Here is a 17,224-nt window from a genome sequence, read left to right as displayed (position 1 = left end):
GCTTGGCCTCGGCCATCTCGAAGGTGAACCGGCTGGTGGCGACGCGATCGCGGTTCGTCATGACCGTCGCGGACAGGATGCTCACGCGGTCGTCGGCGAGGATGCCGGTGATGTCGGTGAGCAGCCCGCGCCGGTCGAGCGCCTCGATCTGGATCGACACCACGAAGCTGGCCCCGACCGACGGCGCCCACTCGACGTCGACGAGTCGTTCCGGCTGGTCACGCAGCGACTGCGCGTTCGTACACGTGTCGCGGTGCACGGACACGCCGCCGCCGCGGGTGACGAAGCCCAGGATCTCGTCGTTGGGCACCGGCGTGCAGCAGCGCGCGAGCTTGACCCACACGTCACTGACGCCCTTGACCACCACACCGACGTCGTCGCCCGTGCGCCGCGGCAGCAGCGTCGGCAACTCGCGGGTGGGCATCGTGGCCTCGGCGATGTCCTCGACCACACCCTCGGCGCCGCCGAGCTGGCTGACCAGCTTCTGCACGATGGACTGCGCCGAGACATGGTTCTCGCCGATCGCGGCGTACAGCGCGGAGATGTCGGTGTAGTGCATGTCGTTCGCCAGCGTGAGCAGCTGGTCGCCGCCCATCAGCCGCTGGATCGGCAGTGACGCCTTGCGCATGGCGCGGGTCAGCGCGGCCTTGCCCGCGTCGATGGCGTCCTCGCGCCGCTCACGGGCGAACCACTGCTTGATCTTCGTGCGGGCCCGGGGGGACTTGACGAACTCCAGCCAGTCGCGCGACGGCCCGGCGTTCTCCGCCTTCGACGTGAACACCTCGACGGTGTCGCCGTTGTCCAGCGGGCTTTCGAGCGCCACGAGCTTGCCGTTGACCCGCGCGCCGATACAGCGATGACCGATCTCGGTGTGCACGGCGTAGGCGAAGTCGACCGGCGTCGACCCGCTGGGCAGGCCCATGATGTCGCCCTTGGGGGTGAAGACGTACACCTCGGTGCCGGCGAGGTCGTAGCGCAGGGTGTCGAGGAACTCCTCGGGCTCCTGCGCCTCGCGCTGCCAGTCGAGCAGCTGGCGCAGCCAGCCGAGCTCGTCGGACATCCCGGCGGGGCTGGCGACGGCTGCGCCCTTGCGCTCCTTGTACTTCCAGTGCGCGGCGATACCGAAGTCGGCGGTGCGGTGCATGGCCTGCGTGCGGATCTGCAGCTCGACCGGCTTGCCGCCGGGCCCGATCACCGTGGTGTGCAGCGACTGGTACATGTTGAACTTCGGCATCGCGATGTAGTCCTTGAACCGGCCGGGCACCGGCTGCCAGTTCGCGTGGATCACGCCGAGGGTCGCGTAGCACTCGCGTTCGGTGTCGACGAGGACGCGGATGCCGACGAGGTCGTAGATGTCGGTGAACTCGCGGCCGCGGACGATCATCTTCTGGTAGATCGAGTAGTAGTGCTTCGGCCGGCCGGTAACCTCCGCCTTCATGCCGCTCTCGCGCAGGTCCTTGTCGATGCGCTCGATGACCTCACGGATGTAGGTGTCGCGCGACGGTGCGCGCTCGGCCACCAGTCGGACGATCTCGTCGTAGCGCTTGGGGTAGAGCGTCGCGAAGGCGAGGTCCTCGAGCTCCCACTTGATGGTGTTCATGCCGAGCCGGTGCGCGAGCGGCGCCAGCACCTCGAGGGTCTCGCGTGCCTTGCGCTCCTGCTTCGCCGGCGGCAGGAAGCGCAGCGTGCGCATGTTGTGCAACCGGTCGGCGAGCTTGATCACCAGCACGCGCGGGTCGCTGGCCATGGCGACGACCATCTTGCGGATCGTCTCCGCCTCTGCCGCCGTGCCGTACTTGACCTTGTCCAGCTTGGTGACGCCGTCGACGAGGTGCGCGACGGTCTCGCCGAACTCGCGACTGACGTCCTCGCGGGTAATGCCCGTGTCCTCGACGGTGTCGTGCAGCAGCGCGGCGATCAACGTCGTGGTGTCCATGCCCAGCTCGGCGAGGATGGTCGCCACCGCCAGCGGATGCGTGATGTACGGGTCACCGCTCTTGCGCAACTGGCCGCGGTGCGACTTCTCGGCGACGTCGTAGCCGTGCTGGAGCAGCTTGGCGTCGGCCTTCGGGTGCGCGCGGCGGTGGATGGCGAGCAGGGGCTCGAGAACCGGCTGCACCTCGGACTGGCGCGTCGAGGTGACGATGCGTCGCGCGATGCGGTCGCGGTAGCGCCGCCGGTGCGTCTCGCTGGTGGCGACGGTGGTGGACGCCGCGCCGTCGACGGGCGCAGCATCGGGCGCATCGGGGGTCGGCGCATCGACGACCGGCGCGACCTGCCGGGGGTCGGCTTCAGTGCTCAACTGCCCCTCCCCTCGTGGCTCTCAGCGTCAACTCTACGACGGCTGCACAGGCCGCAGGGTCAATGCTCAGACACTCAGCAGAGCGTCCAGCGGCGCGACATCGGCCAGCACGTCACGCCCGTGCAGGTCAGCCAGCTCGAGGATGACCGCCAGCGCGACCACCTCGGCGCCGATCTCGGTGAGCAGCTGGGCCGCCGCCCGCAACGTCCCGCCGGTGGCCAGGACGTCGTCGACGAGCAGTACCCGGCTGCCGGGCGCGATGTCGTGCGGCACCTCGATCTCGGCGCTGCCGTACTCGAGGTCGTAGCGCACCGACTTGACCGGTGGCGGCAGTTTGCCCGCCTTGCGCACCGGCAACAACCCGCAACCCAGCTCGGTGGCGAGAGCCCCCGCCATGAGGAACCCCCGCGCCTCCACACCGGCGACGAGATCCACGCCGCCGGCCGCTCGCGCGCTCTCGGCAAGGCCCGAGACGGTCGCTGCGAACGCGTCGGCGTCGGCGAGCAGCGGCGTGATGTCCTTGAACACGATCCCCGGCTTGGGGAAGTCAGGGACGTCGCGCAGCAGCCCTTCGATACGTCGGGCCAGCCGGGGGTCGCTCGTCACGGTCTGCTCGCTCGGCAAGCGTCGCTCACCGTCGGCGGCGCGCGCGCTCGGGGCGGGCACCGACCTTCGGCGCGGGCGCCGGGCCACCGGAACGTGCGGCCGGCCCGGCCACACCGGCGAGCTGCGCCTCCTGCGCCTTACGGGCGTCACTGGACCGCTTGGCCGTCACCCGTTTCGCCAGCGCCTTGTACTTCGGGTCGCGCTCGGTGAGGTCGACGACGATCGGTGTCGCCAGGAACAGCGACGAATACGCACCCGACGCGAGCCCGACGAACAGGATCAGCGCGAGGTCCTTGATCGTGCCGACACCGAGGATGCCGGCGCCGATGAACAGCAGCCCTGCGACGGGCAGCAGCGCGATCAACGACGTGTTGATCGAGCGCATGAGTGTCTGGTTCACCGCGTCGTTCGCGGCATCGGCGTAGGTCTTGCGCGACCCGGCGAGCAGATCCCTGGTGTTCTCCCGGACCTTGTCGTAGACCACCACGGTGTCGTACAGCGAGAAACCGAGGATGGTCAGCAGACCCACGACCGTCGACGGGGTCACCTCGAAGCCGACGAGGGAGTAGACGCCGGCCGCGATCAGGATGTCGTGCAGCAAGGCTGCGATGGCCCCGACGGTCATCTGCCATCGGAAGAACACCGCGATGAAGATCGACACCACGACCAGGAAGATGATCAGACCTTCCAGGGCCTTCGTCTCGATGTCGCGGCCGAAGGATGCGCTGATGCCCTCCGGGTTGATCTTGCCCGGTGCGATGTTGAGCGTCTTCGCGACCGCGTTCTGGAGCGTCACCGTCCGCGCCGCGCTCAGGTCTGCCGTGGTGACGACGACCTGGCGCGTGCTGCCCTCGCCGACCGTCTGCGGCACGTCGGCCGGTGTGGTGCCCGCCTCGGTGAACGCCTTGTTGACCTGCGAGCTGGTCACCGAGGTGTTGGCGACCTGGATGCGGAACTGCGTGCCGCCCTTGAACTCGACACCGATGTTGAACCCGCGCAGGACGAAGCTCAGGATGCAGATGACGATCAGGACGCCGGACGCGGCGTACCACCGCTTGCGCGTCCCGATGAAGTTGACGTGGGTCTCACCGCGATAGAGGCGGGTGACGATCGACATCAGCGCGCACCGCCGTCCGCCGGCCCGGAACCGCGTTGCTCGCGCAGCCGGGCGCGGCGCGCTGCGGCGCGTTCGGCCGCCGTGCTGCCTGGCGCCGAGCTGCCGCCGGTACCCGGCTCCCGGTCGGGACGTTGCACGTCGGGTTCGGTCTCGGGTTCGACATCTGCGGTGATCGGCTCGTCGTCTTCGAGGTTCTCGACCTCCTGCGTCCGGCTCCGGGGCCGCTCACGCAGTGCGGTGCTGCCCCTGCGGCTGCGTGCCGTGCCGCGAACGCGAACCGGCGCTTCGGAGACATCGACCGGCACGCCGCCGGCACGCACCGAGTTGAGCCCGGTGAACCGCGCCGACCCGAAGGCCCGGCTGCGCGAGAGCAGCGAGACGATCGGGTGGGTGAACAGGAAGACGACGATGAGGTCGAGGATCGTCGACAGGCCCAGGGTGAAGGCGAAGCCGCGCACGTCACCGGCGGCGAAGTAGTACAGGATCGCGGCGGCCAGGAACGACACGGTGTCCGCGGACAGGATCGTGCGCCGCGCGCGCACCCATGCGCGCGGCACCGCGACGCGCATCGATCTGCCGTCGTGCACCTCGTCCTTTATTCGTTCGAAGAAGACGACGAACGAGTCGGCGGTGATGCCGATGGCGACGATGAAGCCGGCGATGCCCGCGAGGTCGAGGGTGAACCCGATTTGTTTGCCGAGCACCACGAGCATCGAATAGGTCAGCCCACCGGAGACGATCAACGACGCGATCGTCACCAGGCCCAGCGCGCGGTAGTAGATGAGGGAGTAGATGACGACGAGGATCAACCCGATGCCGCCGGCGAGCAGGCCGGCCTGCAGCTGCGCGCTGCCCAGCGTCGCGGAGATAGCGGAGTTCATCTCCAGATTGAACTTCAGCGGCAGGGCGCCGTAGTTGAGCTGCTGGGCCAATTCGGTCGCCGACTTCTCGACGAAGCCGCCGGTGATCTGGGTGGCCTGGTGGTCGATGACGTTCTGCGTCACCGGCGCCTCGAGCACCTGCCCGTCGAGGGTGAAACCGACGAAGTCCGAGCACGGGGTGGCCGTCGACGCGCCGCACGATCCCGGGCTGGCCGTGGTCGAGGAGGTGTTGAACTTGCGCGTCCAGTCGGCCCAACTGTCTGCGCCCTTGTCCTTGAGGTTGAGGCTGACGCTCCACACTGTCGTGCTGCCCTGGCCGCTGGAGCTCGGCGCCACCGCGGAGGCCGACGCGACCTGCGTGCCCGGCACGATCACCGTGCCGAGCAGGTACGCGGCACCGGACTTGTCGCAAGCGACGTAGTAGCTCTTGGGGTTGTCCGCTTCGTCCTGCGCTGCTGAGCAGTCGTATGCGCTCAGCGCACTGCCGATGTACTGCGCCGCCTGCGGATTGCTCTTGGTCAGCGCGGTGTATTCGGTCTCGGTCGTCGGGATCTTCGAGATCTTCAGCTGCGGGATCTTCGTCAGCTCGGTGAGCGGGTCCTTCTGGCAGGTGGGCGTGGGTGCACTCGACGACGACGGCGTCGGGCTCGCCGCCGTGGAGGACGCGGCACCGGTCTTCGCGCCGGACGTGGCCGGTGTCGGCGTCCCCGACGGGGTCGGCGCGGTCAGCGGGCGGTCGCCGGCATCCCTCGGTGCTGCCTTGGTCGACGACGGAGCGGCAGTCGGTGCCACGGACGACGCGGACGACCCGGCCGAAGACGACGAGCCGCTTGCGGCCCCCGCCTTCACGCACTTGACCTGGACGGCCGGGGCGATGAGGCCGCGGAAGTTCAGGTTGGCCGGCCGGCCGAGTGCGGAGACGTCGGTGTTCGTGCCGCCGGGAATGGAGATGTTGAGCCGATCGCCGCCCTCGATGACCACCGTGGCCTGCGTGACACCGGTACCGTTCACGCGGTTCTCGATGATCTGCCGGGCCTGGTTCATCTGGTCGGTGGTGGGCGCCTTGTGGTTCGGCGTCACCGCGGTGAAGATCACCGACCGGCCACCGATGAGGTCGATGCCGAGCTTCGGCGTGTGCCGTTCGCCGGGCAGGAACACCAGCGCGTAGAGCACCGCCATCAGGGCGACGAGGGTCAGGAAATATCGCCCGACGCGCAGCGTTCCGGGGGGTGGTGCCACGGGGAAGGTCTCCTCGGCGATCGCGGACTGACATCTGCGCCGGACCCAGCGGTGGCGCTGTCGTCCGGAAGCCGGGCGCGGTCGATCAGCGCTCGGGCCGCAGGCAAGTATGACCGACGCGACTGAAAGCTTGCCTTGCGGGCGCGGCGTGGCGTCAGGTCGTGCCGCGCGTCGCGTCGTCGGCGTCCGGTGCCGGGGCGTCCGCCGGCCGGTAGGCGTCGGGCAGCGACGTGACCTCGCGCAGGGCCGCGAAGGCCCATCTGACCTCGACGCCCGGCGCGATCTGCAGCTGCACCGAGCCGTCGTCGTTGCGGGCGACGACCGTGCCGTAGAGGCCGGAGGTCGTCATGACCTCGGAGCCCACGACGATGGCCTCGGCGCGGGTGTGCTCGACGTCGCGCTGGCGGCGTCGGGCACGGGCGGAGAACGCCAACAGACCGACCACGACGACTGCGAACAGCACGTACGGGAGGTAGTTGTGCACCCTGCGAGTTTACGCGTCGAACAGGCTGGGACCGGGGCTCACAGGTGGCGGCGGGGTCAGCTCCAGGTGGTGCCATGCGGCCGGCGTGGCGATGCGCCCTCGCGGGGTACGCGCGAGCAGGCCGGCGCGCACGAGAAACGGCTCGGCGACCTCTTCGACGGTCTCGATCTCCTCGCCGACGGCCACGGCGAGCGTGCTTACCCCGACCGGCCCCCCGCCGAAGCGGCGCACCAACGCGTCCAGCACGGCGCGGTCGAGGCGGTCCAGGCCGAGCTCGTCCACGTCGTAGACGGCCAGCGCGGCGTGTGCCGTGTTGCGGTCGACGGTGCCGTCGGCACGCACCTGCGCGTAGTCACGCACCCGGCGCAGCAGCCGGTTCGCGATGCGCGGGGTGCCGCGCGACCGGCCGGCGATCTCCGCGGCGCCGTCCGGATCCAGCGCGACGTCGAGCAGCCGGGCCGAGCGCTCGAGCACCTGCTCGAGCTCGGCAGTGTCGTAGAAGTCCATGTGGCCGGTGAACCCGAAACGGTCGCGCAGCGGGCCGGTCAGCAGGCCGGCTCGGGTCGTCGCCCCGACGAGGGTGAACGGCGCGAGGTCGAGCGGGATCGCGGTCGCCCCCGGGCCCTTGCCGACGACGACGTCGACGCGGAAGTCCTCCATCGCCATGTACAGCAGTTCCTCGGCCGGCCGGGCGATGCGGTGGATCTCGTCGATGAACAACACCTCGCCGTCGGTGAGGCTGGTCAGCAAGGCCGCGAGGTCACCGGCGCGCTCGATCGCCGGGCCGCTGGTGACCCGGATCGGCGTGCCCAGCTCGTGCGCGATGATCATCGCGAGGCTGGTCTTGCCGAGGCCGGGCGGCCCGGACAGCAACACGTGGTCCGGCGGACGGCCGCGGCGCAGCGCGCTCTCCAGCACCAGGTGCAGTTGCTCGCGCACCTTTGGCTGGCCGACGAACTCGGCGAGCCGCTCGGGACGCAAGCTCGCGTCCACGGTTGCCTCATCGGGCGAGATGGCGTCCGCGCGGACCGCCTCGCTCTGCTCCTCCGTCATCTGGTGCGGCCGAGGAGTTGGATGCTGCGGCGCAGCAGCGCGGGCACGTCCGGGAGCGCGTCGGGCGACGCGTCGGCGGCCACGACATCGATCGCGTCCGCGGCCTCCTTGCCGGTGAAGCCGAGACCGGCCAGGGCATGGGTGAGCTGGTCGCGCCACGGCGGCAGGGCGGTGACGCCGTCGCCCGCGACGAACGGCACCTCGGCGGAGCCGTCGATCGAGCCGATGCGGTCACGCAGCTCGATGACGATGCGTTCGGCGCCCTTTCGGCCGATGCCCGGGACCTTGGTCAGCGAGGCCAAGTCACTGGTGGCGATCGCCCGGCGCAGTTCGCGGGGCGGATGGACGGCGAGCATTGTCTGCGCCAGCTTGGGTCCGACCCCGTTGGCGGTCTGCAGCAGTTCGAACAGCCCGCGCTCGTCGTCGTCGGCGAAGCCGTAGAGGGTCAGCGAGTCCTCGCGCACGACGAGGCTCGTCGCGAGCCGGGCGTCCTCGCCCATCCGCAGCCTGGCGAGCGTGCCCGGCGAGCACGCGAGCGCCAGCCCGACCCCGCCGACCTCGATCACCGCGCCGTCCGGGGCGAGTGCGGTGACCGTGCCGCGCACACTGGCGATCACGCGCGCGCCCCGAGGGCGGTCCGCAGGCGCTGCTGGGCGCTGCCGCGCCACACCTGGCAGATGGCGAGCGCCAGAGCATCGGCGGCGTCGGCCGGGCGCGGCGGCTCGGCCAGGCGCAGCAGCCGGGTGACCATCGCGCCGACCTGCGTCTTGCCGGCGACGCCGGATCCGGTGACCGCGGCCTTGACCTCGCTGGGGGTGTGCAGCGCCACCGGCACGCCGGCACGGGTCGCGGCGACGATCGCCAGCCCGGCGACCTGGGCGGTGCCCATGACCGTGCGCACGTTGTGCTGGCTGAACACCCGCTCGACGGCCACGACGTCCGGCGCGAAGCGGGCCATCGCGCTGGACAGCGCATCGGCCTGCGCCAGCAGCCGGGCGCCGACCTCGCTGTCCGCCGGCGTGGCGACGACCTCGACGTGCACGAGCTCCAACGGGCGCCCCGGAGCGCCGTCGACGACGCCGATGCCGCAGCGCGTCAATCCCGGATCGACTCCCAGCACCCGCAACGTGCGACTCCCGACTGGCGACTATGTGATTCGCGTCCGCCGATGTCGAACGCTCGTTCGACACACGATAGGTGCGCCGCGCGTGCCTCAGTCGTTCCAACACGCCGGTCCGTACCGTGTCGGCCATGTCGGTCTACGACCTCGGTAAGCGGCGGCGGCGCTACGTGCGTCCCAGCCCGCTGTTCCTCGCGGTCGTGGCCGTCGCCGTCGTCGGGGCGCTGATCGCGTGGACGCAGGACGGCTCAGGCTCGCGGTTCGGCGACTTCGGCGTCCTGCTGTTCGTCCTGGGCGGCTGGCTGGTGTCGGTGTGCCTGCACGAGTTCGCGCACGCCTATGCCGCGTTCCGTGCCGGTGACCGCAGCGTCGAGTCGGCCGGCTACCTGACGCTCAACCCGTTCAAGTACACCGACCCGCTGCTGTCGATCGCGCTGCCGCTGCTGTTCATCGTGCTCGGCGGCATCGGCCTGCCCGGGGGCGCCGTCTACCTGCATCCGCACGCGTTCCGCAGCCGGGCCATGCGCAGCATCGCGTCCGCGGTCGGGCCGCTGGTGAACCTGGTGTTCGCGGTGGTGCTGCTGCTGGTGGCAAAGTCGCACCTGCCGGATCTCGGCAACTCCGGCATCCTCTCCGGTGATTCCGGCAGCCACCTGCGATTCTGGAGTGCGGTCGCGTTCCTGGGCTTTCTGCAGATGTCGGCGGCGGTGCTCAACCTGCTGCCCGTGCCCGGCCTGGACGGCTACGCGATCATCGAGCCCTACCTTGACCGCAGCACCCAGGAGATCGGCAACAAGGTCAAGCCGTGGGGCATGCTCGGCGTGCTCGTACTGATCTTCTACGTTCCGGCGCTGAACAACGCCTTTTTCGACCTCGTGGACTGGCTCTACCGGCTCACCGGCGCGGACACGATCTGGTGGCAGCTCGGCCATCAATTCTTCCGGTTCTGGGCGAAAGTCCCGGCCTGACCGATTCGCGGACAGCCTGCGCTCAGCATCGGTACCGCACGCTTCGCCCGTGATCACGCGACGGGCGATGTTGCTCGGCGGGGCGGGCGCGGCAGGCCTGGCACTGGCCGGCTGCTCGGCCGGGTACGCGCCGGCCGGCACGATCGTGTCCGGCAGCTTCATCAGCCGGTACCGGCAAGGGGTGCGCACCGGCTGGTCGATCGTCTATCCGCGCGGCCACGTCCGGGCCCGGTTGCCGGTGCTGATCGCGCTGCACGGGCGCGGCGGCGACCACACCGGGGCGTACGAGTCGCTGCACCTCGACCGCTACCTCGCGCAGGTCATCGGCAACGGTGCGCGGCCGTTCGCGATCGCCTCGGTGGACGGCGGGGACCACGACTACTGGCACCCGCGCCACGCGGGTGATCCGGCCGGCATGGTCGTCCACGAGTTCGTACCGCTGCTCGCCGCGCACGGCCTGCGAACTGCGCGCTTCGGCTTGCTGGGCTGGTCCATGGGCGGTTACGGCACGCTCTACCTCGCCGGTGTGCTGGGCGCTGCCCGGGTGGCAGTGGCCGTCGCGGAGAGCCCGGCGATCTGGCACCACTCGTACCAGAGTGTGCAGGGCGCGTTCGACGACGCGCAGGACTTCGACACGCACGCGATCTTCGGCCGGCAACAGCGGCTGCGCGGCGTCGCGCTGCGCATCGACTGCGGCGCGAGCGACGGTTTCGCCCCCGTGGTGCGTGATCTGCGGGCAAGCATCTCCCCCACGCCGGCCGGCGGTATCGAACCCGGCGGCCACGACTCCGGCTACTGGCGAACCCAGGCGGCGGCGCAGCTTGCATTCGTCGCCCGGCACCTGCCCTGACCCGCGCTGACGCGCCAGCAGCGCTGACCTACTCGGCGCCGACGGCTTCGAGTACCTCGTCGCTGACGTCGAAGTTGGCGTACACGTTCTGCACGTCGTCGAGATCCTCGAGCGCGTCGACGAGACGCAGCACCTTGCGGGCACCGTCCTCGTCGAGCTCGACCTGCACGCTCGGCAGGAACGACATCTCCGCCGACTCGTAATCGATGCCCGCGTCCTGCAGCGCGGTGCGCACCGGCACCAGATCGCCGGCCTCGGACACGACCTCGAATGCCTCGCCCAGGTCGTTGACCTCCTCGGCGCCGGCGTCGAGCACCGCCATGAGCACGTCGTCCTCGCTGCGGCCGTCCCCCGGCACGAGCACCACACCCTTGCGGGTGAACAGGTACGCGACCGAGCCCGGATCGGCCATCGACCCGCCGTTGCGGGTCATTGCCGTCCGCACCTCCATGGCGGCGCGGTTGCGGTTGTCGGTCAGGCACTCGATGAGCAGGGCCACGCCGTTCGCGCCGTAACCCTCGTACATGATCGTCTGCCAGTCGGCGCCGCCTGCCTCGGCGCCCGATCCGCGCTTGACGGCGCGGTCGATGTTGTCGATCGGCACGGAGGTCTTGCGCGCTTTCTGGATGGCGTCGTAGAGCGTCGGGTTACCGTCCGGGTCGCCGCCGCCGGCGCGCGCGGCGACCTCGATGTTCTTGATCAGCTTGGCGAACAGCTTGCCGCGCTTGGCGTCCTTGGCCGCCTTCTGGTGTTTCGTGGTGGCCCATTTGGAGTGGCCGCTCATCGCCCCCTCCTCATCTTGTCGCCAGCCTCATCTTGTCGCCAGCCTCATCTTGTCGCCAGCCTCACCATGTCGCAGAAGTACGCGTGAACGCGTCCGTCGCCGGTCAACTCCGGGTGGAACGACGTCGCCAGCCGGTCACCCTGCCGAACGGCAACGATCCTACCGGCGTGTTCACCGCCGCTCACCCGGCCGATCGCGGTGGCTCGCGGCCCGACCTCCTGCACCCATGGCGCCCGGATGAACACCGCCCGGACCGGCGTGCCCGCCACGCCGTCGATCTCCAGGTCCTCCTCGAAGGAGTCGACCTGCCGGCCGAAGGCATTGCGCCGCACCGTCATGTCGATGCCACCGAACGTCGCCTCGAGCGGCGACCCGCCGGCGTCGACGCGGTCGGCGAGCAAGATCATGCCCGCGCAGGAACCGAACACCGGCAGTCCCTCGTCGATGCGCTCGCGTAACGGCTCGATCAGGTCGAACAGCCGGGCCAACTTGACGATCGTGGTGGATTCGCCGCCCGGCAGCACCAGGCCGTCGACCTCGGCAATTTCCCCGGCGCGGCGCACCGGCTGCGCCTCGACGCCTGCCGCGGTGAGCGCGTGCAGGTGTTCGCGCACGTCGCCCTGCAGCGCGAGCACGCCGATCCTTGTCATGGGACCGCCGCACGCAATTCGGCGACGGCGTCCTCGAGGTGGTCCACGGCCCGCGACAACGCCGCGGCGCCGTTGGCGCGCAGCCCGGTGCGGATCAACGCCCGCGCGAGCACGGACGGTGGCACCTCGCGTTCGGCGGCGCGTTGCTCGAGTGCTTCGACTTCGTCGAGGCCGAGGCGAATAGAGAACACGATTGACGGACCCGTCGAGCGCCGCTTGGCGCGGCCGACCGCGCGTTCGACCTGGTCCTCGACGGCCCGCCGTTCGGCGTCCTCGCGGTCGAGCGCCGCACGTACCTCGGCAGGCATGCCGCCCATCGTTCGCACCTCCGGCCACTTCGACAACTGAGGATTCGGCCCGCCCGCCGGGCACCACCACGCGTCCACGACTGTCGTACGGCGTACGACGGTTCTCGCAGGAAGAGTGTCACCCATCCGCGGCCACCCCGGCGCCATCCTGTGGACAACCCTAGGACCGCGCTACACCGACGGCTGTCTTACGCCGTACGACGGTCTCGGAGGTGCAGTAGACCTACCAGCCGCGCTCGGCCAGGCGGTGTGGTTCGGGGACGTCTTCGACGTTGATGCCGACCATCGCCTCGCCGAGCCCGCGGGAGACCTTGGCGATCACGTCCGGGTCGTCGAAGAACGTGGTGGCCTTGACAATGGCTTCTGCACGCTGGGCCGGGTTGCCCGATTTGAAGATCCCCGAGCCCACGAACACGCCCTCGGCGCCGAGCTGCATCATCATCGCGGCGTCCGCGGGGGTGGCGATGCCGCCGGCGGTGAACAGCACGACCGGCAGCTTGCCGAGCGTCGCGACCTCGCGCACGAGCTCGTACGGCGCCTGGAGTTCCTTGGCAGCGACGAACAGCTCGTCCTCGGGCAGGTTCTGCAGCCGGCGGATCTGCGCGCGGATGCTGCGCATGTGCGTGGTGGCGTTGGAGACGTCACCGGTGCCGGCCTCACCCTTGGAGCGGATCATCGCTGCACCTTCGGTAATGCGGCGCAGTGCTTCACCGAGATTGGTGGCGCCGCACACGAACGGCACGGTGAACGCCCACTTGTCGATGTGGTTCGCGTAGTCGGCGGGCGTCAGCACCTCGGACTCGTCGACGTAGTCGACGCCGAGCGACTGCAGCACCTGCGCCTCGACGAAGTGCCCGATGCGCGCTTTTGCCATCACCGGGATCGACACGGCCGACACGATCCCGTCGATCATGTCCGGATCGCTCATCCGCGAGACGCCACCCTGCGCGCGGATGTCCGCGGGCACTCGCTCGAGCGCCATGACGGCGACGGCGCCGGCGTCCTCGGCGATCTTCGCCTGCTCCGCCGTGACAACGTCCATGATGACGCCGCCCTTGAGCATCTCGGCCATACCGCGCTTCACTCGCGCGGTGCCGACCGTCGGCTGCGCAGAATCAGGTTGTTCGGACATGCTTCGAGTGTACGAGCGGCTCAGCTGTGCACCGGAATGCCGTTGCGCACCAGCACTACCCAGGTGTTGCCGGGGTTCAGCGGCAGCGGCTTGCCGGTGCTCGTGCGCAGTGTGGTGCCCGAGGTCGCGTTCGACCGGCTCCAGGTGCCCTCGATGCGCCGGCCCTGCCGGAACACGGCCACCTTGCCGCTGCCGACCGTGTAGGTGAGCTGCGCGGGATTGCCGTTGACGTCCTTGTCCGCCGGGAACGACACCACCTTGCACGACTGCACGATGACGTTCGTGGCGGTGATCGCGTTGCCGTCGGCAGCGTGCTGTCGGACGCCGTCGATGTAACGCACGTAGCGCCCGAGCTTGGCGTCCCACCGGAAGCTGACCGCTGTACCGGTCGAGTAGGTGCCGGTGACGACGGTGTTCATCACTGGTGCGGCACTGGTCGTCAACCCGGCCAGACTGGGGTTGAACGTCCAGCCGTTGCTCTTCGGCGCCGGCGTCTTCACCCGCTTGGCCACCGACTTCAGGTCGATCTCGACGTTGATGTAGTCCGATGCCGACCGGTCCACCCGGTAGAAGAAAGGGTACCCGTCGTCCTGGTCGAACCTGTGCACGCCGGCCTTGCTCAGGATGGTGCGCGACACCTTCTGACCGCCGGAGAACACCTCGGTGATCGGGCCGTACTGACGCATGATGTCCGGGTCCGCCGGGCGGGTGCTGCGCACATAGCCGACGGTGGGTTTGTTGGTGCCGTACAGCGCCGCGAGCCGGGTGAGGCCGGCCTCGACCGCCTCGATGTAGACGACGTCGGCCTTGTCGATGCCCACCTGCGGGCGCCCCGGTGCGGTGTCGTCGATCTTCACCGCGAGCAACGGCGACTTCGGCACGCCGGGCAGGCCGGTCAGCGGATTGCGCGGCACCGGCTTGGGCGCGGCCGACGTGGTCGACGGCGTGGTGGGAGCGGCGGACGTCGTCGTCGGCACGGGTTTGGTCGCCGCGACCTTCTTGTGGCTGCCGCTGCACCCGGCGGCGACGCCCAACAGGACGGTCAGCGATGCGCTGACGCACGCCAGGCGGCGCAGGTGGCGGGAGGTGGTCATGGTCGGTCCTCGCGGTCGGCGGTGATGGTGTCGTCGATATCGAAGAAGTCGGGCATGGCGCGGCGGCCGGCCATCCGCAGCATGCGGGGCATGCGGCGCGCCCGCAGCGCACGGGTGTCGCGTACAGCATCGTTGTAGAAGCGGCGTGCGATGAGGACGCGCGCCGCAGCTTCGTGCAATTCGCCACTCGCGTCGGCGCGCAGCGGAGGTGTCACCGCGGCGAGGCCGCGGATCTCCCGGCCGACCGCGTTCTCGTTCGCCTGACGGGTGGGCTCGTCGCGGTCGGGCGTGAGCGCGGCCCGCGCGACGGCGTCGAGCCGGCCTCGCGAGTCCGCCGACGCGCCGCTGTCCGGCGATTCTGCGACGTGCAGCAGCGCGGCGGCCCGGCGCACCAATTGGGCCTCGAGCGCCGCCTGGGCGGCGTCCACCCGCGCGTGCAGACGGTCGAGACGGGTGGCGGTGAACGTCACCCAGGTGGTCAGCAGCACCGCGACGAGCACGGCGAAAACCAGCCAACCGACGGAGAGCACGGTGCACGATGCTAAGCGAGGCGTCCCGGCGCCCCGAGCGCCGCGCGGGCCGCGCTCAGGTTGGTGCCGACACCGCAATCGCGAGTTCATACACCCGCAAGACCTCGTCCACGATGACCGACCAGTCATACGGCGCGACCACACGGTCCGCGGCCCGGGTCAGCTCCGTGCGCAGCGCGGCGTCGTCGAGGACCTGCGCCAACGTCTCGGCGAGCTGGGCGGCGTCACCGGTGCGGAACAGCCGCCCCGCCCGACCGTCGGCGAGCACCCGCCGGAACGCGTCCAGATCGCTCGCGACCACGGCGGTGCCGGCGGCCATCGCCTCGAGCAGGATGACGCCGAAACTTTCCCCGCCCGTATTCGGCGCGCAGTAGACGTCGACGCTGTGCAGCAGCCGCGCCTTGTCGTGCTCGCTGACCTGGCCGAGTACCTCGACGTGCCCGGCGAGCGATTGCGGCAGCTGCTCGATGAAATCGTCGTCGTCCCCGCGCCCGGCGACCAGCAGGCGCAGCCCGGGCCGCTGCGCCACGAGCACCGTCAGGGCTTCGACAAGCACGTCCATGCCCTTGCGTGACTCGTCGAAGCGTCCGATGAAGCCGATGGTGCCACCGGGGCGCGGGTACCCGTCGAACGGCGCCGCATCCGCGTAGTGCGCGATCGTCACACCATTCGGGATGACGACGGCGTCGCCGCCCAGATGCTCGACGATCATCTTCCGGGCTGCCGGGGAGACCGCGATCTTGCCGCTGATCTTCTCCAGGAACGGCTGCAGCACCGTGTCGAAGATGGCCAGCGAGCGCGAGTGCGTCATGGCCGAGTGGAAGGTCGCGACGAGCGGCCCGTCGTGGATCATGCAGGTGAGCAGCGACAGGCTCGGCGGCGCCGGTTCCTGCACGTGCACGACGTCGAAGTGCCCGTCGCGCAGCCACCTGCGCACTCGTGCCGCGGACACCATGCCGAACTGCAGACGGGCCACCGAGCCGTTGTAGGGCACCCGCACCGCCTTGCCCGCGGTCACGACGTACGGCGGCAGGTCAGGGGTGTCGTCGTCGCCGGGCGCGAGCACGGAGACGACGTGGCCGAGATCGATCAACTGCTCGGCGAGGTCGCGCACGTGTGCCTGCACCCCGCCGGGGATGTCCCAGGAGTACGGGCACACGATGCCGATGCGCATCAGACGGTGGCCGCCTCGGCCGGCGCCCGGGGCGGCAGATCGGCCAGCCAGAGCCGCTGCAGCATGTGCCAGTCAGCCGGCCGGCGGGCGATGCCGGCCGCGAACAGGTCGGCCATCGCCTGCGTGCCGGCGCGGACCTGCTCGCGCAGCCGCGCACCGGGCAGTTCGATGGGCGGACTGAAGTCGTGCGCCCATTCGCCGGGGCCGGGGAAATACGAATGCACGGCGTGCAGGGCGGCACCGGTCATCGCAGCGAGCATGGCGGGGCCGCCGGGCATGCGGGTCGGCTCGCCGAAGAAGTCCACCTCGATGCCGTTGCGCGACAGATCACGGTCGGCGAGCAGGCATACGACGCGGTTCTGCCGCAGCCGCTCGGCGAGGACCTGCGTAGGCGGCCGGTCGCCGCCGGTCAGCGCGATGACCTCCATGCCGAGGCTTTCGCGGTAGGCGACGAACCGGTCGAACACCGACTCGGGCTTGAGCCGCTCGGCCACGGTGGTGAACGGCCCGTAATGGGCGACGAACCAGATGCCGGACGCATCCCAATTGCCGGAGTGCGGCAGGGCGAGGACGACACCCTTGCCACGCTCGAGTCCCGCGGCGACGTGCTCGATCCCGGTCGAGTTCCGGTCGAAGCTCGCGGCCACTGCGGCGTGATCCATGTTCTCCAGGCGGAAGGTCTCGAGCCAGTAGCGGGAGTAGGAGCGCAGCGCGTCGCCGGTGAGCGCATCCATCTCCACCTCGGAAGCCTGCGGCCCGACCACGCGGCGCAGGTTCGCGCGCAGCTGCTGCGTGCCGCGGCCGTTGCGTACCGTCGCCATGTCGGCGGCGGCCCGGAAGGCGCGGGCGGACATGCCGGCCGGCAGCGACTTCACCAACCCCCAGCCGGCTGCGTAGCCCGCACCGACGGCGCGATCGCGCATCCCGTCGAG

18 protein-coding genes are annotated in these 17,224 nt (G+C 70.2%); 2 read left to right on the top strand and 16 right to left on the bottom strand.

Going from position 1 to position 17,224, the window contains the following annotated elements:
• From ACFFCN_RS06595 to ruvC, 8 genes are all read right to left on the bottom strand, one after another.
• Nucleotides 1-2,302, bottom strand: a 2,302-nt coding sequence (locus tag ACFFCN_RS06595; protein WP_375490348.1) for a RelA/SpoT family protein, incomplete at its 3' end; no start/stop codon positions are given.
• Nucleotides 2,303-2,368: 66 nt separating this feature from the next.
• Complete coding sequence (locus ACFFCN_RS06590) at nucleotides 2,369-2,908, bottom strand: adenine phosphoribosyltransferase (protein ID WP_375490347.1); 540 nt, start codon at nucleotides 2,906-2,908, stop codon at nucleotides 2,369-2,371.
• Between the two features lie 25 nt (nucleotides 2,909-2,933).
• Nucleotides 2,934-4,025 carry a protein translocase subunit SecF gene (secF, locus tag ACFFCN_RS06585; protein ID WP_375490346.1) on the bottom strand — a complete coding sequence of 364 codons (1,092 nt, stop codon included), beginning with the start codon at nucleotides 4,023-4,025 and terminating at the stop codon, nucleotides 2,934-2,936.
• Nucleotides 4,025-6,145: a protein translocase subunit SecD gene (gene secD, locus ACFFCN_RS06580; protein WP_375490345.1), complete on the bottom strand. Its 2,121-nt coding sequence runs from the start codon at nucleotides 6,143-6,145 to the stop codon at nucleotides 4,025-4,027. Before secD ends, secF begins: the two co-directional genes overlap by 1 nt.
• Nucleotides 6,146-6,299: 154 nt before the next feature.
• Entirely contained in the window at nucleotides 6,300-6,629 is a 330-nt protein-coding gene (gene yajC, locus ACFFCN_RS06575; RefSeq protein ID WP_375490344.1) for a preprotein translocase subunit YajC, read from the bottom strand.
• A gap of 9 nt (nucleotides 6,630-6,638) precedes the next feature.
• Nucleotides 6,639-7,682, bottom strand: coding sequence for a Holliday junction branch migration DNA helicase RuvB (gene ruvB, locus ACFFCN_RS06570; RefSeq protein WP_375490343.1), 1,044 nt, complete (start codon nucleotides 7,680-7,682; stop codon nucleotides 6,639-6,641).
• A complete protein-coding gene (gene ruvA / locus ACFFCN_RS06565) occupies nucleotides 7,679-8,299 on the bottom strand; it encodes a Holliday junction branch migration protein RuvA (protein WP_375490342.1) in 621 nt (206 codons plus the stop codon). The genes ruvB and ruvA overlap by 4 nt, the downstream gene beginning before the upstream one ends.
• The gene (ruvC, locus tag ACFFCN_RS06560) at nucleotides 8,296-8,808 is read right to left on the bottom strand and encodes a crossover junction endodeoxyribonuclease RuvC (RefSeq protein ID WP_375490341.1); all 513 of its coding nucleotides are present in this window, start codon (nucleotides 8,806-8,808) and stop codon (nucleotides 8,296-8,298) included. The genes ruvA and ruvC overlap by 4 nt, the downstream gene beginning before the upstream one ends.
• A 125-nt stretch (nucleotides 8,809-8,933) precedes the next feature.
• Here ruvC and ACFFCN_RS06555 point away from each other — a divergent pair, with 125 nt between their 5' ends.
• Both ACFFCN_RS06555 and ACFFCN_RS06550 read left to right on the top strand, forming a co-directional pair.
• Nucleotides 8,934-9,770, top strand: a complete 837-nt coding sequence (locus tag ACFFCN_RS06555) for a site-2 protease family protein (RefSeq protein WP_375490340.1) — start codon at nucleotides 8,934-8,936, stop codon at nucleotides 9,768-9,770.
• A 49-nt stretch (nucleotides 9,771-9,819) separates the two neighbouring features.
• Nucleotides 9,820-10,620 (top strand): hypothetical protein, encoded by an 801-nt coding sequence (locus ACFFCN_RS06550; protein ID WP_375490339.1) that lies wholly within the window; start codon nucleotides 9,820-9,822, stop codon nucleotides 10,618-10,620.
• 28 nt (nucleotides 10,621-10,648) lie between these two features.
• On the opposite strand, the gene ACFFCN_RS06545 is transcribed toward ACFFCN_RS06550, so the two are convergent.
• The 8 genes from ACFFCN_RS06545 to ACFFCN_RS06510 form a co-directional block, all read right to left on the bottom strand.
• Nucleotides 10,649-11,404, bottom strand: a complete 756-nt coding sequence (locus tag ACFFCN_RS06545) for a YebC/PmpR family DNA-binding transcriptional regulator (protein WP_375490338.1) — start codon at nucleotides 11,402-11,404, stop codon at nucleotides 10,649-10,651.
• Between the two features lie 44 nt (nucleotides 11,405-11,448).
• A complete protein-coding gene (gene pdxT / locus ACFFCN_RS06540) occupies nucleotides 11,449-12,054 on the bottom strand; it encodes a pyridoxal 5'-phosphate synthase glutaminase subunit PdxT (protein ID WP_375490337.1) in 606 nt (201 codons plus the stop codon).
• The gene (locus ACFFCN_RS06535; protein ID WP_375490336.1) at nucleotides 12,051-12,371 is read right to left on the bottom strand and encodes a hypothetical protein; all 321 of its coding nucleotides are present in this window, start codon (nucleotides 12,369-12,371) and stop codon (nucleotides 12,051-12,053) included. Before ACFFCN_RS06535 ends, pdxT begins: the two co-directional genes overlap by 4 nt.
• 214 nt (nucleotides 12,372-12,585) lie before the next feature.
• Nucleotides 12,586-13,494, bottom strand: a complete 909-nt coding sequence (gene pdxS / locus ACFFCN_RS06530) for a pyridoxal 5'-phosphate synthase lyase subunit PdxS (RefSeq protein ID WP_375490335.1) — start codon at nucleotides 13,492-13,494, stop codon at nucleotides 12,586-12,588.
• A gap of 20 nt (nucleotides 13,495-13,514) precedes the next feature.
• On the bottom strand, nucleotides 13,515-14,588 hold the full coding sequence (locus ACFFCN_RS06525) for a DUF3048 C-terminal domain-containing protein (RefSeq protein WP_375490334.1): 1,074 nt from the start codon (nucleotides 14,586-14,588) through the stop codon (nucleotides 13,515-13,517).
• A complete protein-coding gene (locus ACFFCN_RS06520; RefSeq protein ID WP_375490333.1) occupies nucleotides 14,585-15,118 on the bottom strand; it encodes a hypothetical protein in 534 nt (177 codons plus the stop codon). Before ACFFCN_RS06520 ends, ACFFCN_RS06525 begins: the two co-directional genes overlap by 4 nt.
• Before the next feature lie 55 nt (nucleotides 15,119-15,173).
• The gene (locus ACFFCN_RS06515) at nucleotides 15,174-16,292 is read right to left on the bottom strand and encodes a glycosyltransferase family 4 protein (protein ID WP_375490332.1); all 1,119 of its coding nucleotides are present in this window, start codon (nucleotides 16,290-16,292) and stop codon (nucleotides 15,174-15,176) included.
• Nucleotides 16,292-17,215, bottom strand: coding sequence for a phosphatidylinositol mannoside acyltransferase (locus tag ACFFCN_RS06510; protein ID WP_375490331.1), 924 nt, complete (start codon nucleotides 17,213-17,215; stop codon nucleotides 16,292-16,294). Before ACFFCN_RS06510 ends, ACFFCN_RS06515 begins: the two co-directional genes overlap by 1 nt.
• Nucleotides 17,216-17,224 lie beyond the last annotated feature (9 nt).

It is taken from the genome of uncultured Jatrophihabitans sp., from assembly GCF_964246335.1.
Classification (GTDB): Bacteria; Actinomycetota; Actinomycetes; order Mycobacteriales; family Jatrophihabitantaceae; genus Jatrophihabitans.
This window is presented reverse-complemented; position numbering and strand designations above follow the sequence as displayed.